The organism is Kitasatospora sp. NPDC127111 (assembly GCF_042677465.1).
In the GTDB taxonomy this organism is placed as follows: Bacteria; Actinomycetota; Actinomycetes; order Streptomycetales; family Streptomycetaceae; genus Kitasatospora.
Genome location: NZ_JBHXTG010000019.1, coordinates 44,762 through 71,279, shown reverse-complemented (window position 1 = coordinate 71,279; position 26,518 = coordinate 44,762). Strand labels below are relative to the sequence as shown.

Sequence of the window (26,518 nt, the reverse complement as noted above, 5' to 3'; positions counted from 1 at the left end):
CCCGTCTCGAACCTCGCCGCCGCCCCTCGCCGGGGTGCGGGCGAGCAACCACAGTTTCGCCGTCGGCCACGCCGACCAGGTGGCCTACTACGCCGGCCGACATGCCCCGGCCGCCTGGCCGCACCAGGTCGGGGCGGTCCCGAACACCGCGCACTGCTTCCAGCACCGGGCCGTCCTCGATGCTCCCGACACCCCTGCGCGCTGCCGGATACTGGTCGGCGCCGTCGGGACCGGCAAGACCCAGCTGGCCGCGAACGAGGCCCGCACCGCCTGGCGGGCCGGGCAACTCGACCTGCTGGTCTGGGTCACCGCCGGCAGCCGCGCGGCGGTCCTGGCCGCCTACGCCCGGGCCATCGCCGAGATCACCGGGAGCGACCCGGCCGATCCGGAGCAGGGCGCGCAGGAGTTCCTGGCCTGGCTCCGGCCGGGCGGGGCCGGGGAGACGGTGCGCCGGCTGATCGTCCTGGACGGTTTGGTCGACCCCGACGATCTGCGCGGACTCTGGCCGCCGGACCGGCCCGTGGGGCGGACCCTGGTCACCACCTGGCGCCGGGACGTGGCCCGCGAGGGGCTCGGCCGGCAGGTGGTCACCGTGCCGTCGTTCAGCTCCGCCGAGGCCTTCGGCTACCTCACGGCGGTGCTCGCCGCCTCCGGCCGGGTCGAGCCGCCCGGGCAACTGGAGGCGCTCGCCCGCGAGCTGGGACACCTGCCGCTCGCGCTCGCGCAGGCGGCCGCCCACCTGGCCGGTACCGGTCTGAGCTGCGCCGACTACCTCCGCCTGCTCGGCGACGACGGTCGGCGGCTGGCCGACCTCGTGCCCGACCCGGGCGGGCTGCCGGACGAGCAGAGCCTGCCGCTGCCACACGCCTGGGACGTCGCCCTGGAGCGCGCCGACGCCGTGGAGCCGGTCGGGACGGCGCGCATGCTGCTGGAACTGGCGGCGCCGCTGGCGTCCGACGGCATCCCGGCTGCGGTGCTGACCGGTGCGGTCCGGTACCTCGACCGGCAGCGGACCGACCGGCCGGCAGCGGACGCGGAGCCGGACGCGGAGCCGGACGAGCGCGCCGACGAGACGCTCGCGCTGCTGCACCGGTGGAGCCTGCTGGACTACGACCCGGCGGACCGGGACCGGTCGGTGCGGGTCCACCCGGTGCTGCAGCGAGCCGTCCGCGAGGGCGTGCCCGCGAGCCGGGCCGCGGAGCTGGCCGACGTGGCCGCCAACCTGCTCTTCGTCGCGTCCCGGCAGTCGGCGGACGAGGCGAACTCGATGACGTCCTTCCTGGTCCCCCCGGGGGATCGGGCGCCGCACCCGCGGTCGCGCGCCCTCGACTTCCCCCCGGACGTGCTGCGCTCCAACGTCGAGGCGCTGACCCGCAACGCCCCGGCCACGATGCTGGGTTCCGGCGAGCCCGGGCTCCGGTACGGGTGGAGCACCGGTCAGGAGCTGCACGACCTCGTGCTCCGGGTGGGCGACACGCTGGCCGACGACGGCCGGCCACAGGCCGCACTGGACTACTTCGTCGCGCTGCTGCCGACGACGGCCGACCGGCTGGGAGCCCGGCACCAGTCCGTGACGAGGCTGCGGGGCCGGATCGCGCGGCTGCGGGCGGAATCCGGCGACCTCACCGCCGCGGTCACCGAGTACCGTCGGATGATCGACGATCAACTGGCCCTGTTGGCGCCGGAGTACGCGCTGTACCCCGCCCAGCGGATCCGCCTGGTCGAGGAGGTCACCGAGCTGCGCCACCGCCTCGCCCACTGGCTCGAACAGGCCGGCGACCTGCCGGGCGTCGCACGCGTCCACCGCGACCTGCTCGCCGATGACGACTACCTCGCGGCCGTCGGTGGAAGGACGGGCCCGCCCGACTTCACCCTGCGCCGCGACGCCGCCGAATGGCAGGGAAGGGCGGGAGACGCGGCCGGGGCAGTGGTCGTGTACCGCCAGCTCGTCATCGAGCAGCTCCACGCGTGGGGGCCGGAGAACCCGGGCACCTTCGACACCCGTCTCCGCTTCGGCCACTGGCTGGGCGAGTCGGGCGACGCGCGAGGGGCCGTGACCGTCCTGACCGACCTGCTCAACGACCAACTCCGCCTGCGGTCGCGCGAGACGGCCCGGAGCGCGCGGGACACGTCGTCCAATCCGTACGCGGTGGCCACCGACACCGACCGCTCCGCGATCTTCCGCACCCGCGCCGCCCTCGCCCACCGGCGCGGCCAGTCCGGCGACCCGCGCGGCGCGGTGGCCCTCCTCTCCGACCTGCTGACCGAGCAACTGCGTCTCCTCCACCCGGACCACCCCGACCTCGCGACCACCCGGCAGGCACTCGCGTACTGGCAGGAACAGTCCCGGGGCAGGAGGTGGCTACGAGGGAGGTAGCCCTCGCACGAGCGTTTCCGCTCGTTCGTGCCGGACGGCTGCGACCGCGCAGGCCGCGCGCACGAAGGCGGCGACGGCTGGGGAGCGGGTGTCATCGGGCCAGGCGACGGACAGGGTGGCGTCGGGCAGGTCGGTGACCGGCCGGTAGGCGATGCCGGGACGTGGGTAGCGCCGGGCTACGGACGTGGGCGCGAAGAAGACGAGGCTGCCGGTCTCGACGAGGCTGAAGATCTCCGACAGGTTCGACGCCGGTCGTGCGGTGCCGGGTCGAGAGCGCTGCCCGATGGCGCGCCCGTGGTGTGCCGGCGCGCCTCCGGGGACCGTGCGGCCGGTCAGGTCGTCAAGACGGAGCGCGGTCCGGGCGGCCAGCGGGTCGGCGGCAGCCACGGCGACCAGGACCGGTTCGGTCAGCAGCGGCTCGCTGTCCAGGCCGCGGTCGTCGAACGGTGACAGGACGAGTCCTACGTCGGCGCGGCCGTCGCGCAGAGCCTGCGGCTGCTCGCCGAAGCCTCCGAGGACCAGTTCCGGCGGCAGCGAGGCGGCGTCGGCGTGGTAGGCGTCCAGGATCCGCGGCAGCAGACCGCCGTCGATGTCGGCTTTGAGGGCGATTCGCAGGCGCGGCGACGAACGGCCCGCCTCCCGGACCCGGTGGGCGGCAGCGGTGACCGCCTCCAGTGCCCTGCGGGCATCGCGCAGGAAGACCGCGCCGGCCGAGGTGATCTCCACCTGCCGCGTGGTGCGCTCGAACAGAGTGACACCGAGCTGCCGTTCGAGGTCCCGGATGGCGCGGGACAACGGAGGCTGCGCCATCCCCAGCCGCTCGGCGGCGCGCCCGAAGTGCAGTTCCTCCGCGACGGCGACGAAGTACCGCAGCTGCCGCACCTCCAGATCACCCATACCTCCAAGGTATCAATGCTGATCGAGGTGGTCATTCACGTTCACCGTCCTGCCGGGTTGTACTCGAGGCGGCGACATCCGCGGCTGTCGCCGCCGGATCGTCTTTCACGGAGGTACGCCATGATCGTCATCACCACACCCACCGGCGACATCGGCCGACAGGTCGTAGACAGGCTCCTGGGCGTCGGGGAGGCAGTCCGTGTGATCGTCCGCGATCCCTCCCGGCTGCCGACGCACGTGCGCGCGAACGTTGAGATCGTGCAGGGTTCGCACGGCGACGCCGACGTGATCGCCAAGGCGCTCGACGGCGCCGACCGGATGTTCTGGCTCGTGCCGCCGGCCGGCTTCCGCGATGCCGGCGACGCCAGGCACTACTACCTGGACTTCACCCGGCACGCCGCCCGAGAGGCCGCGAAGCGGAACGTGCGCACGGTGGGCGTCACCTCGTTGGGGCGCGGATATCCGGGCAGGGCCGGGCTCCTGTCGGCCGCGCTGGCCATGGACGAGATGATCGAAGCCAGCGGCGTTCCCCACCGGGCCCTGGCCCTGCCGTTCTTCATGGAGAACCTGCTCCGCCAGGCCCGGGCAATCGAGGAACGCGGAACGATCACCATGGCGAACGCTGCCGACCAGCCCCTGCTGACCGTCGCCACCCGAGACGTCGCCGATGCCGCCGCAGCCCTCCTGCTCGACACCTCCTGGAGCGGCCAGGCACGCGTCCCCCTGGTCGGCCCCGACAGCCTGACCCCCGACGCCATGGCCGACGTCGTCTCCCGGACTCTGGGTCACACCGTGCGCTATCACCAGGTCCCGCTCGCCGACTTCCAGGCCGCGATGGTGCGGCGCGGCGCTAGCCCGGCGTCGGCGCAGGACATGGCCGACATGGTCCAGGCGCAGAACGACGGGATCTACGACGCCGAAACCCGCGACGCGGGCCTCACCACCGCCACCGGGTTCAGCCAGTGGTGCCAGGACATCCTTGGCCCGGCCATCCGTGCCTGACCCGTCATCAGCCTCCGGCGCACTGCTCGACCTGCCGCGCGCACGGCCCTTTCGACCGTCGTCCCCCAGGCGAACGGCCATCCCCTCCCAAGGTTGCGGTTCGGTCGCAATTGCCGACTGGCTTGGGACCAACGGTCGTTCCCGCCGCCAAGGTTGAGTGTCAACGACTATGCCAGGGGGGCGCTTTGAGCGAGTCTGATCTTGCCTCGACAATTGTCGGGCTCATGGCGGACGTGGCATCGGGGATCGTGGGAACCACCGGCCGGGCCGTGGCGGAGGCTGCGGGAGAGGCCGTCCGCCGTCGACTCTCATCACAGCCGGACGGCCGGGCAGCCGTGGAGGCGTTCGACTCCGGTCCGCAGGAACCGGCCGCGCAGGCGGAGCTGTGCCGGGTCCTGGTGCAAGTGATGTCCGACGAACCGCAGTTCGCCGTCCAACTCACAGCACTTCTGCCGGCCCCGGCACCGGCGGCACCGGGGCCGCTCGTCCCACCGCCGCCCCTGGAGCCACCGCGGATCGGCCGGGACGGCATCATCATTGACGGCAGGTCCCGCAACACGGGGAACCTGGCGCTGGGCGACCAGCTGATCCAGAACATCCGCCGGGGCGATGCTCGGACCATCCTGATCCTGATCACCGCCCTGATCCTCGTAGTGGCCGTGGGCTACGGCGGCACCAAGATCCTCACGGACGACAAACCGGACCCGCCGACCAGCTCGCTGAGCGCACCCTCGGGCGCGTCCGACCAGGCCGGCCCGGGCTCCTCCGACGGGAATCCGTCAGCCACCACCCGTCCGTCGCCGAGTCCGTCCAGCCGGCCGAGGCCCGAACCGGTTCGGGCTGACCCGCCGGTGAAGTTCGAGCAGACCTCCTTCGGCGCCTCTTCCACCTTCCCCAACGACGACCGCCAGGTCGTCCTGGACGGCCTCGACGTGGTTCGCGTGGAGGGGGACCACACACTCGTGTCCCGCGATGCCCGCGACGGTCGACTGTTGGCCCAGACGACCTCCACCGGAGCGCTCCCCACCCGGGGGCCGGGCGAGCCGTCGACGAAGAACCTCGGGTACGGGCGCCCCGCGGTGGGAACGGCGGGGGGAAAGCGGTTCGCGGTGGCGGCCTTCCCGCTGACCGTCATCGGCCAGGGGACCGTCTCCAACCACTACGGCGTCGAGGTCGACATCCTGAACCTGGACACCGGAAGGGAGGCCGGCCGGGTCACCATCGACGACGGCACGATCGCACCGGGAGTACCCCTCGTCGTGGGCGTCGCGCGCGGCCGGGCCGTGGTAGCCGCTCCCAGCCTGTCCGGTCCACCCACCAGCTACGCGATCGACCTGGCCACCGGCACGGTCGCCTGGAAGCGGGCGAACTTCGAGGCACGGCTGATCCTGGACGGCACTGTCCTCGGCGTCTCGTCCACGACCGGGGAATGGGGTACGCCCTATTACGACGTGCCGCTGGAGGTCCGGGCGGTCTCGGCTGCCGACGGTACGGAGCTGTGGAAGGCCCTGACCGGCAAGGCGGGGAGATTCCTGTCCGTGTTCGCCGCCGACAAGATCCTCACCCACACGGGAGACGGTCTCACACTGCTGTCCACCGGCGCCGGGACGGTGCTGCCGCTGCCGGCCCTGCCCGGGAAGCGCACGTCGATCGACGAGTGCTGGTTCGACGGCCGCGCCACGACCGTGTGCCAGGCCATGAGCGAGGACGGTGGATGGTTGATCGGCATCGACGCGGCTGAGAACACCGTCCTGTGGCAGATCAACCGCTCGCCCAACGTCGGAGCGCGTGTGGCGCCCTCGGTCACCGGAGCCTGGCACGGAGCGGTCTACGGCCGCACGCAGCGGGGCAAGGACGTGGTGCTGGACGCTCGGACGGGGCAGGACCGGGAGCTCGCCCCGGGTGCTGCCCCCGACCAGGTCAACGAGTACGCCGCCTTGGTGGAGGGCCGCGTCTACCTCTCGGCGGGCTGAAGCGGCCCGCCCCGAGCTGACCGATCCGATGGGCGGCCCCGGCCGACCACGCCCATGACGTTCGCAGGGACTCCCCACTCCGTTGCGGCGGGTGAGGTGGACTACCTGGCTGTCTCCGCTCGAAGCCGGACCAGAGCGTCAGGCTCGGAGGTGGCGCGGCCAAGCTCACCCGGGGTGTCCTGGGGGAGCGATTCGCCGGGTGTCGGCTCAGGCCCCGGGCTCAGGAGGTGCTGGTGCGGGCGCGTCGGGCGAGGGGGGTGCTGGTGCGGGCGAGGGGGGCTCGGGGGCGGTCGGGCCGGCCGCGGGCGGCAGGACGTACAGCCCGGCGCGGGCCGCCAGGGTGGCGGCCGCGGCGGCGCGGTCGGCGTCGGCCGGTCCGACGGGCTCGCCGTTGACGTACATCCGCAGGTAGAGCGGCGCGACGGTGGCCCGGATCACCTCGTGGGGGTCGGTGTCGGCCGGCACCTCGCCGCGGGCGATGGCGTCGCGCACCGCGACCGAGGCGAGGTCGCGGCGGTGGGCGAGGACCGAGGACAGCGCGGTGCGTGCGGAGGGGGAGCGGATGGCGGCGGAGATCATGGCCTGGAGCCAGGCCCGGTGCGCCGGATCCTCGTTGAGGGTGACCACGGCGCGGGCCACGGTGCGCAGGTCGTCCTCCAGGCTGGCGGATTCGCCGAGGCTGATGGTCACCGCCAGCTCGTCGGCGAGGTCCACCACGATGTTCTCCAGGCTTCCCCAGCGCCGGTAGATGGTGGTGGCGGCGACGTTGGCACGGGCGGCGATCCGGTCGACGCGGGTGTCCGCGTAGCCGGTCTCGACCAGTTCGGCGAGAGTCGCCTCCAGGACGGCGGTGCGGGTGCGCGCCGTGCGGCCTCCGGGGCGCCGACTGCCGGGCGCGGGGGAGGGGGGCTGCTGTGTCGTGCCGTCCAAATGCCAATCCTCTTGCGTTAAGGCGGGTGTCTTTGCCAGGATCAAGACTAATGCAGATCGACCTGCATTAGCTCGGGGGGTGGGTTCGTCCTGCGCGCGGCCATGCCCGCACGGCGTCACGGGGCGCGCGTGCGGTCATGCCGGTGCGTCGGCCGTGCCCGGATCGCGGTCCGCCCCCGCGCCGTACCCGCTCGGCCGACGAACTGTCAGTTGTCAGCTATCAGCTGTCCGCAGTGCGCCGTCAATCGGCCGAGCGCCGCCAAGGAGGGCAGACTCATGAACATTCCCCACGTGGAGCACCGGTTCGTCGAGGTCGACGGGGTGCGCGTCTTCTACCGGGAGGCGGGCCCGAAGGACGCGCCGACGCTGCTGCTCCTGCACGGCTTCCCGTCGGCCTCGCACCAGTACCGTCGGCTGTTCGACGCCCTCGGGGGCCGCTTCCACCTGGTGGCGCCGGACTACCCCGGCTTCGGGCACACCGAGGCCCCGGACGGCTTCCGGTACTCCTTCGACGCGCTCGCCGACGTGACGGAGCGCTTCGTGCAGGCCCTCGGGCTGACCCGGTTCACGCTCTACGCCTTCGACTTCGGCGGCCCGGTCGGCCTGCGGCTGGCCACCCGGCACCCGGAGTGGATCGCCGGCCTGGTCGTGCAGAACGCGAACGCCTACGAGGAAGGCCTGTCCGACCTGGCCCGCGGCGCCATCGCGAACCGGCCCGGGGTGCCGGGCGCGGAGGAGGCCGTGCAGCCGCTGTTCACCCTGCCGGTCACCCGCAGCCAGTACGAGGGCGGCACCGTCGAGCCGGCGCTGGTCGACCCGGACGGCTGGACCCTCGACCAGCACCACCTGGACCTTCCCGGCCGCAAGGAGGCGCAGACCGCGCTGGCCCTCGACTACCACGGCAACGTCGAGCTGTACCCGCAGTGGCAGCGGTGGCTGCGCGAGCACCGCCCGCCGACCCTGGTGCTCTGGGGCACGAACGACGCGTTCTTCCTCCCGGCCGGCGCTCACGCCTACCTCCGGGACGTCCCGGAGGCGCGGGTCCACCTGTTCGAGACGGGGCACTTCGCCCTGGAGGAGTGCCTGCCGGAGATCGCGCCGCTGATCGCGGAGTTCCTCGACGCGATCCCGGCCGCCAGGTCGCTGCCCGAGCCGGAGCCCGAGTCGGCGTCGCGGCCGCTGTCGGAGTCGCGGTCGCGATTGCGGATCGCGGTCCTCGGTGCGAGCGGGAACCTGGGCGGTGCCGTCGCCCGCGAGGCGGCCGCCCGGGGGCACGAGGTCACCCGGCTCGGCCGGGCCGACGCGGACGCGGCCGACCCCGGGGCGATCGCCGCCGCCGTCGCCGGTCATGACGCCGTGGTGGCCTCGCTCAAGGGCGGGGACCGGCTGGTGCCCCGGGCCGCGGCCGCACTGCTGGAGGCGCTGCCCAAGGCGGGCGTGCACCGGCTGCTCTTCGTCGGCGGGGGCGGCAGCCTGGAGTCCGCGCCCGGCGTGCGGTTCGTCGACTCGCCCGACTTCCCGCCGCAGTACCTGGAGACCGCGCGGGACCAGGCCGAGGCCCTGGATGTCCTGCGTTCGGCGGACACCACCGTCGACTGGTCCTACGTCAGCCCGCCGCCCGTGTACCTCGTTCCGGGCGAGCGGACCGGCACCTACCGCGCCGAGGCCCGCGACACCCCGATCGCCGACGCGGAAGGCGTCAGCCGGATCACCGTGGGGGACTTCGCCTCGGTGGTCGTCGACTCCATCGAGCAGGGCACCTTCCTGCGGCGCCGCTTCACCGCGGCGTACTGAACCGTCGCGCCGACCCGGCGTCGGCCCGGCGGACCGCCCGGGCCGTTGTGACCGGCGGCCTGCCGCCGCCCCCGAGCCGGCGGCAGGCGGCCACCAACGGGCCCGCGCCCCCGGCCCGCGCCCCGGCGCCGGAGCCCGGGCGGGTTTCCGGTGCGCCCGGGCGCGGTCGGCTCCGTTCTGCCTCAGCTCCGCTGCTCCGCGGCCAGGACCGCGGCGGCGATGCGGCGCGCCCGCGACGCGGGCTCGGTGGTGCCCTCGCGCACCGCCGTGACGATGGCGCCGTCGACGAGCAGGACCAGTTGCTCGGCGAGGGCGGCGTGCTCGTCGTACCCGGCTTCCGCCAGCAGCTGGTCCAGGTACCCGGTCACGCTCGCCTTGTGCGCCGCCGCGACCTGGTGGGCGGTGCTGAGCCGGTCGGCCGCCTCGACCATCGTGTTGACGAAGGCGCAGCCGCGGAAGTCCTGGCGGGCGAACCGTTCCGCCAGCGCGTCGAAGACCGCGAGCGGCCGTTGTTCGGGCGGCAGCGCGCGCGACTCCACGGACTCGCGCAGCCACTGGCGCCACCGGGCGTCACGGCCCTGGAGGACGGCGACCACCAGGTCGTCCTTGCTGGCGAAGTGCCGGTAGAAGGAGGCACGGCCGACGCCGGACTCGGTGAGGATCCGGTCGACGCCGACGGCGCGGACGCCCTCCGCGTAGAAGAGGTCTTCGGCCGTGCTGAGGAGCCGGGCCCGTGCCTGGGTTGCCATGGATCGATGGTACCGATCGGTTCCGACTTTGCGGAAGTGCCTTGACGCCAAACGGAACCGATCGGTACCGTCCCGAAAACGAGAACGACCGGTACCGTCTCGCCCGGTGCCGACAACAGGCAACACCAACGACCGGCCCCGCCGAGTGCGGCGCCGACGACACCACGGAGGACACCGTGCCCCGGATACCGCAGCTCACCCCGGACACCGCCGCGCCCCACCAGCGCGACCTGCTGGAGGCGACCCGCAAGCAGCTCGGCAGGATCCCCAACCTCTACGCCTCGCTCGCCAACGGACCCGCCGCCCTGCGCGGTTACCTGGCGCTGCGTGACTCGCTGACCGGCGGCGTCCTCAGCGAGCGGCTGCGCGAGCAACTGGCGCTCCTGGTGGCCCAGGAGAACGACTGCCTCTACTGCGTCTCCGCGCACACCCTGCGCGGGGGCCGGCTGCTGAAGATGACGGAGGACGAACTCCTCGCCACCCGCCGCGCCGAGGACGCCGACCCGCACGCCCGGGCCGTCCTGCAGATCGCCGCCGACGTCGTGCGCCGTCGCGGCCGGATCGACGACGAGCTGCTCGCCCGGGCCCGGAAGGACGGGGTCACCGACGAGGAGCTCGCCGAGATCGTGGCGCACGTCGCGCTCAACACGCTCTCCAACTACTTCAACCACGTCGCCGAGCCCGACCTGGACTTCCCCGCGGTCGCCTCGATGGACGTCACGGTCAGCGACGCGGAGGCGGCCCGGTGAACGCACGACTCAACTGGCGGGACGACGCGGCCATCGAGCTCGCCCCCGGCTACACGCTGGCCGCGGCCGACGGCACCCCGGCGGAGCGCCTGACGGGTGTGCGGCTCGCGGTCGAGGGCGGTTTCGTCCACGTGGCCGTGCCGGGCGCCGACGACATCCAGGTGGTCTCCGCACCGGCCGTCCGCCGCCTCGCGTACCCGCGCCCGACCCCGGCGGACGACTGACCGGACGTCTGGCGGGTGACGACACGGGGGAGCCGGGGCGCGGCCCGGTCGGGCAGGACCACGGGCCCGGCGTCCGCCCGCGGGCACGGGCTACTTCTCGAGGGGAGACCCCTCGGCGAGCACACTCACCACCCAGATTCCGACTCCCCAGACCAGGGCGAAGAACGCCAGCGAAGCGATCGCCGCGATCGTGAACTGGCCCGTCACGCTCTTCGCGAACCGTTTCACGCGCCCTCCTCGTCGTCCGTCCTGCACGGTCACCTGGATGCCGTCCAGGTCCGGACGGTTCCCCTGCCGGCCCGATCGCGCCCTGGAGAACGGTCGGCGAGGTGTTGGCCACCGCTCCCCAGCCGTCCTCAGCGGGATCCGCCCGCGTGGCCCCTCGGCGACGGTGCCCCGGAGACCGGGCGGCGGACGGGGGCGGAGGGGCCGCTCCGTGCGGCCCACCCACCCGCCGGCTGGCGCCCCGGGGCTGATCGAGGTCACCGGCGTCATCAGGGCGAGAACCGCGAGCCCGACGTGGTCGGCGTTGACGGCGCGCGGGGCCACCCGGCCCGGGTCAGTCCGATGGTCCGGCCGTGAGCGCCGTGCCCGTCCGGGTGCGCAGGTGTACGGCCGTACGGCCCGTGCGGCGGGTCGCCACCAGCCCCGCCCCGCGCAGAGCGCCGAGGTGCTGGGAGACGGCGCTGGCGGTGACACCCAAGCGGGCGGCGAGGTCGGGGGTGCTCAGCGGTTCGCCGAGCTCTGCGAGGAGTGCGGCGCGGGTGCGGCCGAGGACGGCGGTGAGGCCGGCGGACGTCGGACGGGGCTGTTCCCAGAGGAGCCCGACGCCGGACGCCGGGTAGCGGATGGAGGCGGCGGTGCGCGGGGAGTGGTCGACGATCACGTCCGGCCAGCCGAAGACGGACGGCATCAGCACCAGGCCGTGCCCGCCCGCCTCGACCGTCCACGCCGCACCCGAGCGGCGGCGCCCGTGCACCACCAACTCGCCCTCCCGCCACACCACATCGCCGTGCAACTGGGCGAAGAGCCCCTCCACCCCGCCGTCCGCCAGCGCCACCGCGCGCCGGCCCAGGTCCGCCTCCAGCACGGCCCGCATCCGCCCCCAGTGCGGGGCCACCAGCTGGGCGTGGCAGCGCGTCAGCGCATCGGCGACCCGTTCCACCAACACCGCCGGCCCGGGCAGTCGCTCCGCCCGGGCACCCAGCGCGGCGGCGCACTCCGCCGCGACGTACGCCGGGTCCGTCGCCCGCAGGCCCGCCAACTCGGCCCGGAACGCCGGCAGGCGCTCCTCCGGCACCGGGAACAGGAACGACGGCAGGCAGCCTTCGAGTAGCGTCCGCAGCAACGGCAGCTCCGACTCGCCCCCCAGCACCTGCCGCGCCTCGCGCACCCACGGCCGGTGCACCTCGTGCCCGCCGACACCGAGCGCCACCCGCACCCCGAGCACCGTCTCGGCCAGCGGCGACACCGCGAGCCGCACCCGCGCCACCTCGGCCGCCGAGAGCCGGATCTCCACCGCCATGTCCAGCCCGCCCTCTGATCGTTTAGCCGTGGCTGAACGATAGCCGGGCCCGACCACCGCCCCCCAGGCTGTCCGCCATGGAATTCCTCACCGCGCACGACGGAACCACGCTCGCCTTCCGCACGCTCGGCGACGGTCCGCCGCTGCTCTGCCTCCCCGGCGGCCCCGGCCGCGCAGCCGAGTACCTCGGCGACCTCGGCGGACTGTCCGCCCACCGCACCCTGATCCTGCCCGACACCCGCGGCACCGGAGCCTCCGCGATGCCCGCCGACCCGGCCACCTGCCGAGTCGACCGCCTGGTCGCCGACGTCGAGGCGCTGCGCCGGCACCTCGGCCTGGACCGCGTGGACCTGCTCGGCCACTCCGCCGGCGGCAGCCTGGCCATGCTCTACGCCGCCGCCCACCCCGACCGGCTCACCAGCCTGACGCTGGTCACCCCGTCGTTCGCCGCCGTCGGTCTGCCCTCCGACACCGGCGTGGAGGAGGTGATCGCCGCCCGCGCGGCCGAGCCCTGGCACGCGGCGGCCGTGGTGGCGCACCGGCACATGAGGACCGCGAACACCTTCGCCGAGGCCGCGCCGTACCGATTCGCCTTCGAGCCGCTGATGTACGGCCGCTGGGACCACGCCGCGCGCGCCCACGCCGCCGCCGACCCCGCCCAGCGTTCGCTCCCCGTCAGCGAGCACTACTACAAGGGCTACACGCCCGACAGCGAGGACCTCCGGCGCCGCCTGGGCGCCCTGCCCTGCCCGGTGCTGCTCCTCGCGGGCGAGGTGGACCTGTGGCCCACCGCCGAGTCCGCGGCCGGTGCCGCGTCGCTCTTCCCCGAGGTGACGCTCGCCGTCCAGCCGGGCGCCGGCCACTACCCGTGGCTGGACGACCCGCAGGCGTTCACGGCGACGGTGGAGGGCTTCGTCTCCGGGGTCAGCTGACAGCGGCCCGGCCCCACCCGCTGAAGGCCCTGTTCGAGATCGGGAAGGCCGCGGACGGGCCGCACCAGGCGGCACCTCCGTCATTCCCCCCAGGGGCAGGAGGCCGCGGCGCGTTCCAGGGTGGTCACGCCGTCGGAGCGGCGCTCGCGGAGGAGCTCGCCGCCGAGGGAGTAGCGGGGAGCGGCGGCGTCCGAGCGGGCGGCCCGCTCGACGATCGCGTCGACGAGCGAGCGGACCATGGCCAGGCGGGGGTATTCGGCGTGGATCCGCTGCTCCCACGGGGAGACGATCTCCGCGGTGCGGCCGAAGTCGGCGCCCACGCCCGCGCGGGTGAGGTGGCACAGCAGACCGCGGCGCTCGGCGATGCCGGGGGAGGTGTGCAGGGCGATCGCCTCCCACACGCGGTCGATGTCCGCCTCGGGGACGTCGTGCTGCCGCAGCAGATCGGCTGCCAGGTCCGCGCCTTCCACCTCGAAGCGGGCCTCGCCCTTCGCCAGGCTGCCCGTGCCCAGGTCGTGCAGGACGGTGGCGGCGAACAGCAGGTCACGGTCGTAGGCGGAGTCCGCCAGGCACCCCTCGTGCGCGGCGAGGAGCTGGGCGAAGAAGAAGCTGCGCAGGCTGTGGTTGACCACCGGCGGGGTCTCGGAGGTGCGCACGGCGGAGAGGACGGCGTCGGCCAGGGGGCCGGTGGGCAGGTCGAGTGAGAAGTCCATGGACGCAGGCTACGAATCGGAGCTCCGCCGCCGACAGTGGCACGGGGGCCGTTCACCGCTAGGATCGTGCCATGTCGGCCGTCGATGGGCACCGGGTCGCGGTGCTGGCGCTTCCCGGGGTCCTTCCGCTCGACCTGGGCATACCGGTGCAGGCCTTCGGAGCGGACCCGCACTACCGGGTCACCGTTTGCGCCGATCCGTCGGCGGGGCCGGTCCGCAGCGGCGGTTTCACGGTGGGCACGTCCGCCGGGCTGGAGGCACTGCGGGACGCCGACACCGTGGTCGTCCCCGGTTACGAGGATCCGGGCGGCCCGCTCCCCGCCGCGGCGCTGTCGGCGATCCGCTCGGCGCACGCGCGCGGAGCGCGGCTGGTGTCGATCTGTACGGGGGCGTTCGCGCTGGCGGCCGCCGGGTTGCTGGACGGGCGCCCCGCCACGACCCACTGGCGGGACACCGCCGAGCTGCGGCGCCGGTACCCCCGGATCGACGTCCGGCCGAACCTGCTCTTCGTCGACGACGGCGACGTCCTCACCTCCGCGGGGGTGACCGCGGGCGTCGACCTGTGCCTGCACATCATCCGGAGGGACTACGGCGCCGCGGCCGCCAACGCCCGTGCCCGGCTGCTCGTCGCCCCGCCCCAGCGCTCCGGCGGCCAGGCGCAGTACATCGAGCGCTTCCGGCCGGCCTCCCGCGGTGAGGACCTCGCGGCGGTCCGCGCCTGGATGCTCGACGACCTCGCCCGGCGGCACACCGTGGACGAACTGGCCCACCGCGCGCACATGTCGCGCCGGACGTTCATCCGCCGCTTCCAGCAGGAGACGGGCACCTCGCCGATGGCCTGGTTGACCGCGGCGCGCATCGACTGGGCCCGCGAACTCCTGGAGACGACCACCACCCCCGTCGAGCAGGTCGCACGCCTCAGCGGCCTGGGCAGCCCGGCCGCCTTCCGGGCGGCCTTCCACCGCTGTGTCGGCACGTCCCCCGCGGACTACCGGGCCACGTTCCGGGCGTAGGGGCTGTCCGGCAGGATCCGCCCGACCGGCCCGGTTGCCCGGACGGCCCGGCGGGGGCGACGGTGCCCCTCGCGGTGGTCCGCCGGGCGGGACCGCGCGTGCCTCGTGGTGCGGACGCGCCGCGTGGCCGGGAGAGTGGAGACATGCGCGGCCGAGCCTCGCCAGGACGGCGGCAGGCACGATCGCGGGCATGATCGGAGGTGCACCGTGACCACAGACACCGCCATCGGCTACGACGTGTTCGTCCTCGATCCGTCGCCGCTGACCGGGTCCGGACCGCTACCCAACGGGGAACCCCGCCGTTTCCAGCCCATCGCGGTCACGCTCGTCCACGGCCGGCAGGACGCCGTCCTCGTCGATCCGCCGCTCACCACCGAGCAGGCGCGAAGCGTCGGGGACTGGGTCGAGGCGAGCGGGAAGCGGCTGACGCACATCGTCGCCACCCACGGACACGGTGACCACTGGTTCACCGCCGACACGCTCGCCGAGCGCTTCGGCGCCGAGGTGGTCGCCTCCGTCGGCACCATCGGGCAGATGCACGGCAACGTGTCGGCCAGGGAGTTGCTCTGGGACGTGATGTGGCCGGACCAGATCCCGGAGACTCCCGTCACGGCCGTGACGGTCCCCGGAAACCGCCTGACCCTCGAAGGGCACGAGCTCCGCATCGTCGAGGTCGGGCACGCGGACAGCGACGACTGCACCGTGGTGCACGTGCCGGACCTCGGCCTGGTGGTGGCAGGCGACGCGCTCTACAACGGCGTGCACCTGTACCTCGGTGAGTCGGCCGGGGAGTTCGGCCCGTGGCGCGAGGCCATCGACGCGGTCGCGGCCCTGCGGCCGGGCCGGGTCGTCGCGGGCCACCAGAACAAGGGCCTCGACGACGACGCCGGACGGATCATCGCCGAGACCCGCCGGTACCTCGACGACGCCGAGGCCGTCCTGGCCGCGCAGGAGACGCCGGAGGGCTTCTTCTCCGCGATGCTGGAGCGCCACCCCGACCGGCTCGGCAGGACCGTCCTGTGGGTGAGCGCACGGGCGCTGTACTTCGCTCGCGAGGGAGACGACCCCTGGCAGACCGTCCTGGCGGCCTGGCTCTGATGCGGCCCGGCACCCGCGGATGCTGGGGTTCTGAGGGTCGGGCTCTGAAGCCCCGGCGGTGCGCTCCGGGCCCGGTCCCACGCCCGTCCACGGCCAGCGCGGGTGTCACCCCGGCAGGCCATGGACGAGGACGCCGCCGAGGAGGGTGTGGGTGGGGCTGAGGGCTGCGAGGTCCGCGGTGGTGGTGGGGTCGTCGGGCCAGATGGTGAGGTCCGCGAGGCGGCCGGGGGTGAGCCGGCCGCGGAGGTGGGATTCGCCGGTGAGGCGGGCGGCCGCGGTGGTGTGGAGGGCGATGGCCTCGGTGCGGGTGACGGCGTGCTCGGGGCCGAGGACGCCGGCGACGGTCGCGCGGGTGGTCAGGCCGTGGAGGGAGTGGGCGGCCCCGTAGGCGCCGACGGGGTAGTCGGAGCCGGCCGAGATCTCGGCGCCCGCGTCGAGCCAGGCGCGGGCGGGGAAGAGGCCGGCCACCCGGTCCCTGCCCCAGTACTCGGTCTGGATGGCGGCCGCGTCGTGGAGCAGGGGTTGCTGGATGGTGACCGGGACGCCGAGCCGTACCGCACGCCGGCGTTGGGCCCGGTCCGCGAGGCCGCCGTGTTCCATGACCAGCGTGCCGTGGGGCAGGCCGGGGATGTCGCGGTGGACGCGCTCGTAGAGGTCGAGGAGGGTGCGGACGCCGCGGTCGCCGTAGGCGTGGATGCCGACCCGCCAGCCGCGCCGGACCACCAGCGACACGGCGGATTCCAGTTCGCCCGGATCCCAGGCGAGTTGACCGGTGTAGCCGGGGGTCGGGCAGTGCGCCGGGCAGTACGGGGCCTCCAGGGCGCCGGCCTCGATCCCGCCGTCCATCCAGAACTTCACGCCCCAGACGCGCAGCCAGGGGTCGGCGACGTCGCGCCAGGGTTCCATGCCGTCGAGGAGGTCCGAGACCTGCCGCACCGAGCTGAAGCCGATGGTGGACAGCAACACCCTGACCCGGCAGCCGAGTTCGCCGCGCTCGCGGAGCCGCTGGAGCGCGGCCAGGTCGGCCGGGGAGGAGTTGGTGTCGCGCACGGTGCCGATGCCGGTGGCCGCGTAGGCGTGCGAGGCCAGGCGCAGGCCGCTCAGCCTGGCCGCCGGGTCGGGCGCCGGCAGGTGGGGGCGGATCAGGGCCAGGCCGCCGCGCAGGTGGCCGGTGGGCCGCCCGGCCGCGTCGCGGCTGATGCTGCCGCCCGCCGGGTCCGGGGTGTCGGCGCCGATGCCGCACCGGCGCAGCGCGTGGCCGTTGAGGACCTGGTTGTGCACCCCGCGCAGCACGAGCACCGGGTGGCGGTCGGTCGCCGTGTCGAGCTCGGCGGCGGTGGGGAAGCGGCGTTCGGCGAGGTTGAGCTCCTGCCAGTGCCCGGCCGTGCGGATCCACTCGCCCGGCGGGGTCCGGCCGGCCCGGGCGCGGATCAGGTCGAGGAACTCCGCGATGGAGCGGGCGCCGTCCACGGCGACGTCGTGGGCGCTGTCGGCGGCCGCGATCAGGTGGGTGTGGGTGTCGTCGAAGGCCGGGAGGACGGTGGAGCCGGGCAGGTCGAGCAGGGTGGTGGCGGGACCGGCGAGGTGGTCGAGCCCGTCCGGTGCCGCCGACACCGCGAACACCCGGTCGCCGCGTACGGCGAGTGCGCGCTGCGGCTCCTGGCCGGGGACGAGGGTGTGGATGCGGCCCGCGCGCAGCAGCAGGTCCGCGAAGGGCGGAACGGGAGGAAGGGGAGGAGGGGGAGGCGAGGGAGGAACGGCGGGAGGGGGAGACGACGGCACGGCGGCCTCCAACGGCTCGGTCGGTCGGTCGCGGACGGCTCAGTCCGTCGCGGGCCGGATCAGGCGTTCGTCCGGGATGACCGCGACGCCGAGGATCTCGATCATGGCTTCGGGCTGCCACAGCCCCGTCGTGCCGATGCCGGCCATCGCGGGGTAGACCGGGCCGGCCAGCTCGCGCCAGACCTGCCCGATCTCCCTGCCGTGCGCCTGGTAGTCGGCGATGTCGGTGAGGTACAGCGTCACGCTCACCAGGTCCTGCGGGATGCCGCCCGCCGCCGCCAGGGTCGTGAGGAGGTTGCCGAACGCCTGCCGGAACTGCTCGACGATGCCGCCCGGAACGATCTTCATGTCCCGGTCCAGGGCCGTCTGGCCGCCGAGGTGCAGGGTGTTGCCGCTGAGCGTCCCGTGCGAGTAGCCGCTGGGCTTGGGCAGGGACGGGGGGTTGACCGGAACCGGTGTCAGATCGGACGCCATGGCGTGCTCCTGCGGTGACGGGAACCTGGGCGCCGTCACCGTAGCATCTATTGACAGCTCTGTGACGGTCGCAGAAATAATGAAATACCCGAAGGCGGTCCCGGTCGGTACGGAGGAGGAGCAAGGCTCATGCACCTCGCGACAGTGGCCCACGAGGCCGGCACCAGCGCCGCGGTGCGCGACGGGGAGACCTGGCGGGCGCTGCCGGCCACCGACCTGTCGGCGCTCCTGGCCACCGGGGCGCCGGCGGCCGGCCACGTGGCCGGCGAGGTGCTGGCCGGCGCCGTTCCGGTGCTACCGCTGCCCGCGCCCCGCAAGGTCATCTGCTGCGGGCTGAACTACGCCGACCACATCCGGGAGACCGGACGCGAACTGCCCACCCACCCCACCCTGTTCACCAAGTACGCCGACACCCTCACCGGCCCCGAGGCCGACCTCGTCCTGCCGAAGGGCCTGGAGGTCGACTGGGAGGCCGAGCTCGCCGTCGTGGTGGGCACGACGCTGCGCCGCGTCGACCGGCGGACGGCTCTCGCCGGGATCGCCGGCTACACCGTGGCGAACGACATCTCGGTGCGCGACTGGCAGTACCGCACGGTGGAGTGGTTCCAGGGCAAGGCGTGGGACGCCTCCACCCCCGTCGGCCCGGTGCTCGTGACGCCGGACGAGCTCGACCCGGCCGCGGGCGTGGACGTGCTCTGCCGGGTCAACGGCGAGCTGGTCCAGCGCGGCAACACCCGGACGCTGGTGTTCGACCCGGCCGACCTGCTCGCGTACGTCTCGACCTTCACCGTGCTGCGCCCGGGCGACCTGGTGCTGACCGGCACACCCGGCGGCATCGGGGCGGCGCGGCGGCCCCCGCGCTTCCTCGCGGACGGCGACGTCGTGGAGACGGAGATCCCCGGCGTCGGCACGCTGCGCAACACCGTGCGGTTCACGGACTGACGCCGCACCCACGCACACCCTCGACCTCTCGACAAGGAGCTTCGATGGACCCAACGCCCGGCGACTACGTCCTCGACGGCGACAACTCGATGTACGCCACGGCGAGCGGCCTGGTGGTGCCGGTGGTGACCCGGGCCGGTACGGAGCCCGGGGACACCGGCCAGTCCGCCGGCGCCACCCGGATCTCGGGGATCAGCATCCAGCACACCCCGGCCACCAGGCTCTGGTTCGGAAAGGTCCGCAACGAGGCCGGCTACCGCTCGGTGCCGCACCACCACGGCGAGGCCGAGACCGGCGGCTACGTGCTCTCCGGCCGGGGCCGGATCTACTTCGGCGCCAGGTTCGAGGACTACGTCGACATGGCGGAGGGCGACTGGGTCTTCGTCCCGCCGTTCATGCCCCACGTCGAGTGCAACCTCGACCGCGACAACCCGCTGACCTGGATGACCACCCGCACCCCGGAGAACATCGTGGTCAACCTCCCCGAAGTCCCGGACGCCGACCTCCCCGACTGGCTGGAGCGCCCCTGATGACCGACACCACCTCCGAGGCCTTCACCGCGTCGGTCACCCTGACGCCCGCGACGGCGGAGCACTTCGACCTCGCGTTCACGGCGGTCACCCAACCCTGCCCGTGGCCGAAGGCCTACGGCGGCGACCTCGTCGCCCAGGCCGCGGCGGCCGCCATGCGGTCCGTCGACGACGGCAAGACGCTGCACTCCATGCACTCCTACTTCATGCGCCCCGCCGAGATCGGCAAGGAGGTGCGCTACGAGGTGGAGCTCCTGCGGGACGGCCGGGGGTACGCGACCCGGCAGGTGCGCGGCTACCAGAACGGCAAGCCGCTCTACGTCTGCCTGGCCAACTTCGCGGCCGGCGAGCCCGGTCCGGGCTACCAGCGCGGTGTCACGGACCTGCCCGGCCCCGAGGAGCTCCCCAGCTCCGCCGAGTACCTCGCGGACCGGAACGGCGGGACGATGACGCCGGCCTCGAAGGACTACTGGTCCACCGGGCGCAGCTTCGACATGCGGCACGTGCCGGGCCCGGTCTACCTGACCGTCGAGGGCGCCCCGACGCCCCACCAGGCGGTCTGGGTCAGGCCGTTCGACGCCCTACGGTCGGTGGACGGGCTCACCGACGCGCAGCGGGACGCGGCGGCCCTCGCCTACGTCTGCGACTACACGATCCTGGAGCCGGTGCTGCGGGTGCTGGGCCTGCACTGGGCGCAGGAGGGGCTGGTCACCGCCAGCCTCGACCACGCGATGTGGTTCCACCGCGCCCCGCGCCCGGGTGTGGCGGACGGCTGGCTGCTCTACGCGCAGCAGGCCGAGGCCGCCGAGGCCGGCCGGGGGCTGGCCTCCGGCCGCTTCTTCACCCCCGACGGCGCCCACCTGGCCACCGTCGTCCAGGAAGGGATGCTGCGGACCTCCCCGACCGGCGCCTCGGGGGCCGGTGCTTCCGGGGCTGGCGCCTCCGGGGCTGGCGCTTCCGGGGCCGGCGCTTCCGGGGCCGGTGCTTCCGGGGCCGGGCAGGCAGGCCGGCCGTGACCCGGCCACGGTCGGGCCACACCGACACCTTCGCCCGCGACCACCTGCCCCCGGCCGGTCAGTGGCCGGTCCTCGAATTCACCACCGAGCTGCTCGCGTACCCCGAACGCCTCAACGCCGCCGTCGAGCTGATCGACCGTCCGACGGCGGCCTTCGGCCCGGACCGGCCGGCGCTGCGCACGCCGGACGGTGAGGTGTGGACCTACGGCGAGCTCCTGCGGAGGTCCGACCAGGTCGCCCAGGTGCTCGTCGAGGACTTCGGCCTGGTGCCCGGCAACCGGGTGCTGCTGCGCTCGCCCAACAACCCCTGGGCCGTCGCCGCGTGGCTGGGCGTGCTGAAGGCCGGCGGCATCGTCGTCTGCACCATGGCCGCCCTGCGGGCGCGCGAGCTGGGGCCGATCGTGGCCAAGACCCGGCCGGCCGTGGCGCTGGTCGACCACCGGTACCTCGACGAGGTGCTCACGGTACGGGACACGACGGCGCCCGGGCTGGCCGTGGTGGCCCACGGCGGCACCGCGCCCGAGGACCTCAGCGGCCGAGCCGGGCGGAAGTCGGGGCGGTTCCGCGCCGCCGACACCGCCGCGGACGACGTCGCCCTGTTCGGGCCGACATCGGGCACCACCGGGGTCCCGAAGATCACCGTGCACTTCCACCGCGACCTGCTGTCGATCGACAACACGTTCGGGAAGGCCACACTGCGGCTGCGCCCGGACGACCTGGTCGCGTGCACCGCGCCGTTCGCCTTCACCTTCGGCCTGGGCATGCTGGTCGTCTTCACCCTCCGGGCGGGCGCCTGCGCCTTCCTCACCGAGGCCGCCACCCCGGTGCAGCTCGCCGGGCTGGTCGCCGAGCACGGCGTGACGGTGCTGGCCACCGCGCCCACCGCGTACCAGCAGATCGTCAAGTCCGGCGAGGTGCAGCGGCTCGCGGGCCTGCGCTGCGCGGTCAGCGCGGGCGAGCACATCCCCCAGCGCCTGTGGGAGCAACTGCGCGCGGAGCTCGGCATCGAGGTGATCGACGGGATCGGCGCCACCGAGCTGCTGCACATCTTCATCTCGGCCGCCGGCCCGGACATCCGCCCGGGTGCGACCGGCCGGCCCGTCCCCGGCTACCGCGCCACCGTCCTGGGCCCGGACGGCACGGAGGCCGCCCCCGGCGTCGCGGGACGGCTCGGCGTGATCGGCCCGGTCGGCTGCCGCTACCTGGACGACGAGCGGCAGGCGGACTACGTGGTGAACGGGTGGAACGTCACCGGCGACACCTTCGTCCGCGACGAGGACGGCTACTTCTGGTACCAGGCGCGCAGCGACGACATGATCGTGTCCTCCGGCTACAACATCGCCGGCCCCGAGGTCGAGGCCGCGATCGTCACCCACCCGGACGTGGCCGAGACGGCGGTCGTCGCCGCGCCCGATCCCGAGCGGGGCTCGGTCGTCTGCGCCTTCGTCGTGCTGAGGGACGGGGTGACCGGCGGTCCGGCGAAGGCCAAGGAGATCCAGGACCACGTCAAGCGGCTGATCGCCCCCTACAAGTACCCGCGCGAGGTGCGCTTCACCGACGCGCTGCCGCGCAACCCGAGCGGCAAGCTCCAGCACTTCAAGCTCCGTCAGATCGTTCAGGAGAAGGCCGTGGAGGGCCGGGCATGAGGATCGCGATCGCCGGCGGCGGCCCGGGCGGCCTGTACTTCGCGGCGCTGATGAAGCAGCTGGACCCGGCGCACGAGGTCACCGTCTGGGAGCGCAACGCGCCGGACGACACCTTCGGCTTCGGCGTCGTCTTCTCCGACGAGACGCTCAGCGGGATCGACAACGCCGACGAGGTCGTGCACGCCGCGATGGAGAGCCGCTTCGCCCGCTGGACGGACATCGACATCGAGTTCGACGGCCACCGGTTCACCGTGGGCGGCCAGGGCTTCGCGGCGATGAGCCGCCACGACCTGCTCGCGATCCTGCAGCGAAGGGCCGCCGAGCTCGGCGTCACCGTCCACTACCGGACGCCGGTGCCCGACGTGGACGAGCTGCGGGCCTCCCACGACCTGGTGGTCGCCGCCGACGGGCTGAACTCCGCGATCCGGACCAAGTACGCCGACGTCTTCGCGCCGTCCCTGGACCGGCGCTGCAACAAGTACGTCTGGCTCGGCACCGACCTGGTCTTCGAGGCGTTCCAGTTCTTCGTCCGGCAGACGGAGTGGGGCACCATGCAGATCCACGGCTACCCCTACTCCGACACCGGCTCGACCTTCATCGTCGAGATGCACGAGGACGTCTGGCGGCGGGCCGGCTTCGACCGGACGGAGAACCGGGAGTTCCCGCCGGGCGTCTCGGACGAGTACGCCGTCGCACGGATCCGGGAGGTCTTCGCCGAGGAGCTGAAGGGCCACCAGGTCCTCACCAACAACTCGAAGTGGCTCAACTTCACGACGGTCCGCAACGAGCGGTGGTACGACGGGAACCTCGTCCTGCTCGGCGACGCCGCCCACACCGCCCACTTCTCGATCGGCTCGGGCACCAAGCTGGCCATGGAGGACGCGCTCGCGCTGGCGGCCTGCCTGCACGAACACCCCGCGGTGGCCCCGGCGCTGGAGGCCTACCAGAACGAGCGCAAGCCGGTCGTGGAGTCGACCCAGCGGGCCGCGCAGGCCTCACTGGAGTGGTTCGAGAACATCGGCATGTACGCGGGCCAGGCCCCGGCCCAGTTCGCCTTCAACCTGCTGACCAGGTCCCGGCGGATCACCTTCGACAACCTCCGGGAGCGGGACCCGGGCTTCGCCGCCCTGATGGAGCGCGAGTTCGCCCGCCAGGAGCAGTCCGCCGAGGCGGTCCCGGCGATGTTCCAGCCGGTGCGGATCGGTCCGCTGCGGCTGAAGAACCGCGTGATCGTCTCCCCGATGGACATGTACTCCTCGGTGGACGGCGTGCCCGGCGACTTCCACCTGGTGCACCTCGGCTCCAAGGCGCTCGGCGGCGCGGGGCTGGTGATGAGCGAGATGGTCTGCGTCTCGCCCGAGGGCCGGATCACCCCGGGCTGCCCGGGGTTGTGGACCGACGAGCAGGGCGAGGCCTGGCGCCGGGTCACCGACTTCGTGCACGGGAACACCACCGGCCGGATCGGCCTGCAACTGGGCCACTCCGGGCGCAAGGGGTCGACCAGGCTGATGTGGGAGGGGATGGACCAGCCCCTGGAGCAGGGCAACTGGGAGGTGATCGGCCCGTCCGCGCTCCCGTACGGTCCCGGCTGCCACGTCCCCCGGGAGGCCACCCGGGCGGACCTGGACCGGGTGGTCGCCGACTTCGCCGCGGCCGCCGAACGCGGGGTGCGGGCCGGCTTCGACCTGATCGAGGTGCACGCCGCCCACGGCTACCTGCTGTCCTCCTTCCTCTCTCCCGTCGCCAACCGGCGCACCGACGAGTACGGCGGCCCGCTGGAGAACCGGCTGCGGCTCCCGCTGGAGGTCTTCGACGCCGTGCGCCGGGCCGTCCCGGACCGGATTCCGGTGACCGTCCGCATCTCGGCGACCGACTGGGTGCCGGACGGCAACACCGAGGACGACGCCGTGGAGATCGCCCGCGCGTTCATCGAGCACGGCGCCGCCGCGATCGACGTCTCCTCGGGGCAGGTCACCAAGGACGAGAAGCCGGCCTACGGCCGCTCGTACCAGACCCCGTTCGCCGACCGGATCCGCCACAAGGTGGCCGGCCCCGCCGGCGTCAAGGTGATCGCGGTCGGTGCCATCTCCTCGTACGACGACGTCAACTCCATCCTGCTCGCCGGGCGGGCGGACCTCTGCGCCCTGGGCCGCACCCACCTCTACAACCCGCAGTGGACCCTGCACGCCGCCGCCGAACAGGAGTACCGCGGCGCGGGCGCCCGGTGGCCCGTCCAGTGGGAGGCGGGCCGGCGCCGACCGCCCACCTCCCGCACCGACCGGATCCCGCCCCGGCTGGAGCTGCTGCGCGAGGGAGCCGCCGGCCAGGTGCACCTGCGGTGGACGCCGGGCAGGCCGATGAGCTGATGAACGACCACGTCGGCGATACTGGGCACGATGAGCGAGACGAAGACTGCCCGGCCCCCGGCGGCCGCCCGCCGTTCCCGGACCCTGCTGGTGAGCTTCCTCGGCGCGGTCGTCCGGCCCATGGGCGACTGGATGCCGATCGCGGGTGCGGTGGAGCTGCTGACCCAGGCCGGCCTGGACGCCGCCAGCGTCCGCACGGCGGTCTTCCGGCTCAAGAAGCGCGGCTGGCTGGAGTCCCGGACCGGTTCCGGCCAGCGCGGCTACGCCCTGACGCCCACCGCCCTGGAGGCGCTCGCGGCCGGTGACGAGGTGATCTGGCACGCCCGGCAGCCCGCCGACCTCGGCGACGGCTGGTGCCTGGTCAACTTCTCCGTGCCGGAGTCCGCCCGCGCGGTGCGCCACCGGCTGACCGCACACCTGAGCTCGCTCGGCTTCGGCAACATCGGCTCGGCGGTGTGGATCGCGCCCGCACGGATGCTCCCGGCCGCCCGGCGCGCCATATCCGAGCTGGACCTCACCGACCAGTGCGCGGTCTTCGTCGGCGACTACGTCGGGGGCCAGCAGCTCGTGACCACCGTCCGCAACGGCTGGGACCTCGACGGGATCGACCGGCGCTACCGGGAGTTCATCGCGGAGTACGAGGCGCACGACGACCGCCTCGACGGCCAGGACGCCTTCGTCGCCTACCTCTCGGTGATCGACCGCTGGCGCAAGCTCCCGTTCCGCGACCCCGGCCTCCCGTCCGAGGTCCTGACCGAGGACTGGAGCGGCCCCGCCGCCGTCCGCCTCTTCGAGCGCCTGGTCGCCGACCTGGACGGCCCCGCCCTCGCCCACGCCGCCCGCTACTGGCCCCGCACCTGACCGCCCCGCGCGCCGCCCCACCGGCGGACCGCCGAGATCAGTCCGCCGGGCCGTTCCTCGCGCTGCGGCGGCGTGCTGACCGGGCGGCCGTAGGCGGTAGCGCACTCGCGCAAGGTGTGGGTGCGGGCGTCCCAGCCGTGCCCGGCCAGCCAGCCCACCGGGTCGTCGGGCATCTCCGAGACCCACATGGACGCCGCCGATCCCGGCACGGCGTCCGCGCCGAAGCGCTCGATCACGCCGCGCGAGCCCAACGTCAGCCCCAACCGACTGCCTGCCGCCGACTGCGCGCTGATCCGGGCCAGCAGCAACTCCACCGCGTCCGCGGGCAGATAGATCAGCAGCCCTTCGGCGATCCACACGGTCGGCACGGCCGGGTCATGCCCTGCGGCGGCCAGCGCGGCCGGCCAGTCCTCTCGCAGATCCACCGCGACGGTGATCCGCTCGCAGCGTGCGACGGCCCGCTCCTGGCGCAGCACCGAAGCCTTGAAGTCCAGTGGCGCGGCGGTGTCGACCTCGAACAGCCGGGTGCCCTCGGGCCAGTCCGTCCGGAAGGCCCGGCTGTCCATGCCGGCGCCGAGCAGCACGACCTGCCGGACCCCGGACGCGGAGGCCTCCCGCAACAGGTCGTCGAGGAACTTCGTCCTGATGACGATGGAGAACGACACGGCCAGCCGGCGGCGTCGCGCGGCCTCGTCGTCGGCTGGCGGCGAGGAGGGCCACAGGCCGCCGGCGGCGGCGAAGGCCCGTGCCAGTGGGTCGCGGAACAGCGCGTTCTCCCGCTCCGTCTCCAGCGCCCGCACCCTGGCCACCCCCACCGCCGTGGCCCAGACTCCCGACGGCTGCATCCGCTCCCGCTCATCAGTCACCGCGTCAGCCTAGACCGGTTCCACGGTGCCTGATGAGGAGTCGGATCAAGCGAGCGGTG

Annotated in this window: 24 protein-coding genes; 15 read left to right on the top strand and 9 right to left on the bottom strand. The window is 73.8% G+C overall.

Translation table 11 applies throughout. The features are described from left to right. Nucleotides 1-34 precede the first annotated feature (34 nt). Nucleotides 35-2,377 (top strand): tetratricopeptide repeat protein, encoded by a 2,343-nt coding sequence (locus ACFVHB_RS14935; RefSeq protein WP_380320720.1) that lies wholly within the window; start codon nt 35-37, stop codon nt 2,375-2,377. Here the strand turns inward: ACFVHB_RS14935 and ACFVHB_RS14930 are convergent. Then, nucleotides 2,363-3,274: a LysR family transcriptional regulator gene (locus ACFVHB_RS14930; RefSeq protein ID WP_380320717.1), complete on the bottom strand. Its 912-nt coding sequence runs from the start codon at nt 3,272-3,274 to the stop codon at nt 2,363-2,365. The genes ACFVHB_RS14935 and ACFVHB_RS14930 overlap by 15 nt on opposite strands. A 120-nt stretch (nt 3,275-3,394) precedes the next feature. Between ACFVHB_RS14930 and ACFVHB_RS14925 the strand changes: the two genes are divergently transcribed. Both ACFVHB_RS14925 and ACFVHB_RS14920 read left to right on the top strand, forming a co-directional pair. Beyond that, complete coding sequence (locus ACFVHB_RS14925; RefSeq protein WP_380320714.1) at nt 3,395-4,276, top strand: NmrA family NAD(P)-binding protein; 882 nt, start codon at nt 3,395-3,397, stop codon at nt 4,274-4,276. A gap of 185 nt (nt 4,277-4,461) precedes the next feature. Beyond that, entirely contained in the window at nt 4,462-6,249 is a 1,788-nt protein-coding gene (locus ACFVHB_RS14920; RefSeq protein WP_380320711.1) for a PQQ-binding-like beta-propeller repeat protein, read from the top strand. Between the two features lie 207 nt (nt 6,250-6,456). Here ACFVHB_RS14920 and ACFVHB_RS14915 read toward each other — a convergent pair whose 3' ends face one another. Further along, entirely contained in the window at nt 6,457-7,179 is a 723-nt protein-coding gene (locus tag ACFVHB_RS14915) for a TetR/AcrR family transcriptional regulator (protein WP_380320708.1), read from the bottom strand. A gap of 276 nt (nt 7,180-7,455) precedes the next feature. Between ACFVHB_RS14915 and ACFVHB_RS14910 the strand changes: the two genes are divergently transcribed. Further along, nucleotides 7,456-8,973, top strand: coding sequence for an alpha/beta fold hydrolase (locus ACFVHB_RS14910; RefSeq protein WP_380320705.1), 1,518 nt, complete (start codon nt 7,456-7,458; stop codon nt 8,971-8,973). A gap of 182 nt (nt 8,974-9,155) precedes the next feature. On the opposite strand, the gene ACFVHB_RS14905 is transcribed toward ACFVHB_RS14910, so the two are convergent. Continuing rightward, the gene (locus ACFVHB_RS14905) at nt 9,156-9,722 is read right to left on the bottom strand and encodes a TetR/AcrR family transcriptional regulator (RefSeq protein WP_380320702.1); all 567 of its coding nucleotides are present in this window, start codon (nt 9,720-9,722) and stop codon (nt 9,156-9,158) included. A 176-nt stretch (nt 9,723-9,898) separates the two neighbouring features. Here ACFVHB_RS14905 and ACFVHB_RS14900 point away from each other — a divergent pair, with 176 nt between their 5' ends. Both ACFVHB_RS14900 and ACFVHB_RS14895 read left to right on the top strand, forming a co-directional pair. Continuing rightward, nucleotides 9,899-10,471: a carboxymuconolactone decarboxylase family protein gene (locus ACFVHB_RS14900; protein WP_380320699.1), complete on the top strand. Its 573-nt coding sequence runs from the start codon at nt 9,899-9,901 to the stop codon at nt 10,469-10,471. Then, nucleotides 10,468-10,695: a hypothetical protein gene (locus ACFVHB_RS14895; protein WP_380320696.1), complete on the top strand. Its 228-nt coding sequence runs from the start codon at nt 10,468-10,470 to the stop codon at nt 10,693-10,695. The genes ACFVHB_RS14900 and ACFVHB_RS14895 overlap by 4 nt, the downstream gene beginning before the upstream one ends. A gap of 90 nt (nt 10,696-10,785) precedes the next feature. Here the strand turns inward: ACFVHB_RS14895 and ACFVHB_RS14890 are convergent, their stop codons facing one another. Next, nucleotides 10,786-10,956 (bottom strand): hypothetical protein, encoded by a 171-nt coding sequence (locus tag ACFVHB_RS14890; RefSeq protein WP_380320693.1) that lies wholly within the window; start codon nt 10,954-10,956, stop codon nt 10,786-10,788. A gap of 298 nt (nt 10,957-11,254) precedes the next feature. Next, the gene (locus ACFVHB_RS14885; RefSeq protein WP_380320690.1) at nt 11,255-12,220 is read right to left on the bottom strand and encodes a DUF5937 family protein; all 966 of its coding nucleotides are present in this window, start codon (nt 12,218-12,220) and stop codon (nt 11,255-11,257) included. A gap of 77 nt (nt 12,221-12,297) precedes the next feature. Here ACFVHB_RS14885 and ACFVHB_RS14880 point away from each other — a divergent pair, with 77 nt between their 5' ends. Beyond that, nucleotides 12,298-13,152, top strand: a complete 855-nt coding sequence (locus tag ACFVHB_RS14880; RefSeq protein WP_380320687.1) for an alpha/beta fold hydrolase — start codon at nt 12,298-12,300, stop codon at nt 13,150-13,152. 80 nt (nt 13,153-13,232) lie between these two features. Here ACFVHB_RS14880 and ACFVHB_RS14875 read toward each other — a convergent pair whose 3' ends face one another. After that, nucleotides 13,233-13,865, bottom strand: a complete 633-nt coding sequence (locus tag ACFVHB_RS14875) for an HD domain-containing protein (RefSeq protein WP_380320685.1) — start codon at nt 13,863-13,865, stop codon at nt 13,233-13,235. A gap of 71 nt (nt 13,866-13,936) precedes the next feature. On the opposite strand from ACFVHB_RS14875, the gene ACFVHB_RS14870 reads away from it, so the two are divergent. Continuing rightward, nucleotides 13,937-14,878, top strand: a complete 942-nt coding sequence (locus ACFVHB_RS14870; protein ID WP_380320682.1) for a GlxA family transcriptional regulator — start codon at nt 13,937-13,939, stop codon at nt 14,876-14,878. Nucleotides 14,879-15,085: 207 nt separating this feature from the next. After that, nucleotides 15,086-15,976, top strand: a complete 891-nt coding sequence (locus ACFVHB_RS14865) for an MBL fold metallo-hydrolase (RefSeq protein WP_380320679.1) — start codon at nt 15,086-15,088, stop codon at nt 15,974-15,976. Nucleotides 15,977-16,081: 105 nt separating this feature from the next. On the opposite strand, the gene ACFVHB_RS14860 is transcribed toward ACFVHB_RS14865, so the two are convergent. Then, nucleotides 16,082-17,758, bottom strand: a complete 1,677-nt coding sequence (locus ACFVHB_RS14860; RefSeq protein ID WP_380320676.1) for an amidohydrolase — start codon at nt 17,756-17,758, stop codon at nt 16,082-16,084. Nucleotides 17,759-17,797: 39 nt separating this feature from the next. Next, complete coding sequence (locus ACFVHB_RS14855) at nt 17,798-18,232, bottom strand: RidA family protein (RefSeq protein ID WP_380320673.1); 435 nt, start codon at nt 18,230-18,232, stop codon at nt 17,798-17,800. A gap of 129 nt (nt 18,233-18,361) precedes the next feature. Between ACFVHB_RS14855 and ACFVHB_RS14850 the strand changes: the two genes are divergently transcribed. Genes ACFVHB_RS14850 through ACFVHB_RS14825 form a run of 6 tightly spaced genes read left to right on the top strand, consistent with a single transcriptional unit; the run spans nt 18,362 to nt 25,593 of the window. Next, complete coding sequence (locus tag ACFVHB_RS14850; protein WP_380320670.1) at nt 18,362-19,174, top strand: fumarylacetoacetate hydrolase family protein; 813 nt, start codon at nt 18,362-18,364, stop codon at nt 19,172-19,174. 44 nt (nt 19,175-19,218) lie between these two features. Beyond that, the gene (locus tag ACFVHB_RS14845; RefSeq protein ID WP_380320667.1) at nt 19,219-19,704 is read left to right on the top strand and encodes a cupin domain-containing protein; all 486 of its coding nucleotides are present in this window, start codon (nt 19,219-19,221) and stop codon (nt 19,702-19,704) included. Beyond that, complete coding sequence (locus ACFVHB_RS14840) at nt 19,704-20,720, top strand: acyl-CoA thioesterase (RefSeq protein WP_380320664.1); 1,017 nt, start codon at nt 19,704-19,706, stop codon at nt 20,718-20,720. The genes ACFVHB_RS14845 and ACFVHB_RS14840 overlap by 1 nt, the downstream gene beginning before the upstream one ends. Then, a complete protein-coding gene (locus tag ACFVHB_RS14835; RefSeq protein WP_380320661.1) occupies nt 20,717-22,366 on the top strand; it encodes an AMP-binding protein in 1,650 nt (549 codons plus the stop codon). Before ACFVHB_RS14840 ends, ACFVHB_RS14835 begins: the two co-directional genes overlap by 4 nt. Further along, on the top strand, nt 22,363-24,732 hold the full coding sequence (locus tag ACFVHB_RS14830) for a bifunctional salicylyl-CoA 5-hydroxylase/oxidoreductase (RefSeq protein ID WP_380320658.1): 2,370 nt from the start codon (nt 22,363-22,365) through the stop codon (nt 24,730-24,732). Before ACFVHB_RS14835 ends, ACFVHB_RS14830 begins: the two co-directional genes overlap by 4 nt. Nucleotides 24,733-24,762: 30 nt before the next feature. After that, on the top strand, nt 24,763-25,593 hold the full coding sequence (locus ACFVHB_RS14825) for a PaaX family transcriptional regulator C-terminal domain-containing protein (RefSeq protein ID WP_380320655.1): 831 nt from the start codon (nt 24,763-24,765) through the stop codon (nt 25,591-25,593). Here ACFVHB_RS14825 and ACFVHB_RS14820 read toward each other — a convergent pair. After that, complete coding sequence (locus tag ACFVHB_RS14820) at nt 25,575-26,438, bottom strand: class I SAM-dependent methyltransferase (protein WP_380320814.1); 864 nt, start codon at nt 26,436-26,438, stop codon at nt 25,575-25,577. The genes ACFVHB_RS14825 and ACFVHB_RS14820 overlap by 19 nt on opposite strands. Nucleotides 26,439-26,518: the final 80 nt, after the last annotated feature.

Excerpts from the sequence above, each read along its gene's own strand:
- ACFVHB_RS14930 (WP_380320717.1), bottom strand. The coding sequence starts at position 3,274 with ATGGGTGATCTGGAGGTGCGGCAGCTGCGGTACTTCGTCGCCGTCGCG.
- ACFVHB_RS14925 (WP_380320714.1), top strand. The coding sequence starts at position 3,395 with ATGATCGTCATCACCACACCCACCGGCGACATCGGCCGACAGGTCGTA.
- ACFVHB_RS14910 (WP_380320705.1), top strand. The coding sequence starts at position 7,456 with ATGAACATTCCCCACGTGGAGCACCGGTTCGTCGAGGTCGACGGGGTG.
- ACFVHB_RS14905 (WP_380320702.1), bottom strand. The coding sequence starts at position 9,722 with ATGGCAACCCAGGCACGGGCCCGGCTCCTCAGCACGGCCGAAGACCTC.
- ACFVHB_RS14885 (WP_380320690.1), bottom strand. The coding sequence starts at position 12,220 with ATGGCGGTGGAGATCCGGCTCTCGGCGGCCGAGGTGGCGCGGGTGCGG.
- ACFVHB_RS14880 (WP_380320687.1), top strand. The coding sequence starts at position 12,298 with ATGGAATTCCTCACCGCGCACGACGGAACCACGCTCGCCTTCCGCACG.
- ACFVHB_RS14875 (WP_380320685.1), bottom strand. The coding sequence starts at position 13,865 with ATGGACTTCTCACTCGACCTGCCCACCGGCCCCCTGGCCGACGCCGTC.
- ACFVHB_RS14870 (WP_380320682.1), top strand. The coding sequence starts at position 13,937 with ATGTCGGCCGTCGATGGGCACCGGGTCGCGGTGCTGGCGCTTCCCGGG.
- ACFVHB_RS14855 (WP_380320673.1), bottom strand. The coding sequence starts at position 18,232 with ATGGCGTCCGATCTGACACCGGTTCCGGTCAACCCCCCGTCCCTGCCC.
- ACFVHB_RS14850 (WP_380320670.1), top strand. The coding sequence starts at position 18,362 with ATGCACCTCGCGACAGTGGCCCACGAGGCCGGCACCAGCGCCGCGGTG.
- ACFVHB_RS14845 (WP_380320667.1), top strand. The coding sequence starts at position 19,219 with ATGGACCCAACGCCCGGCGACTACGTCCTCGACGGCGACAACTCGATG.
- ACFVHB_RS14840 (WP_380320664.1), top strand. The coding sequence starts at position 19,704 with ATGACCGACACCACCTCCGAGGCCTTCACCGCGTCGGTCACCCTGACG.
- ACFVHB_RS14830 (WP_380320658.1), top strand. The coding sequence starts at position 22,363 with ATGAGGATCGCGATCGCCGGCGGCGGCCCGGGCGGCCTGTACTTCGCG.
- ACFVHB_RS14825 (WP_380320655.1), top strand. The coding sequence starts at position 24,763 with ATGAGCGAGACGAAGACTGCCCGGCCCCCGGCGGCCGCCCGCCGTTCC.
- ACFVHB_RS14820 (WP_380320814.1), bottom strand. The coding sequence starts at position 26,438 with ATGCAGCCGTCGGGAGTCTGGGCCACGGCGGTGGGGGTGGCCAGGGTG.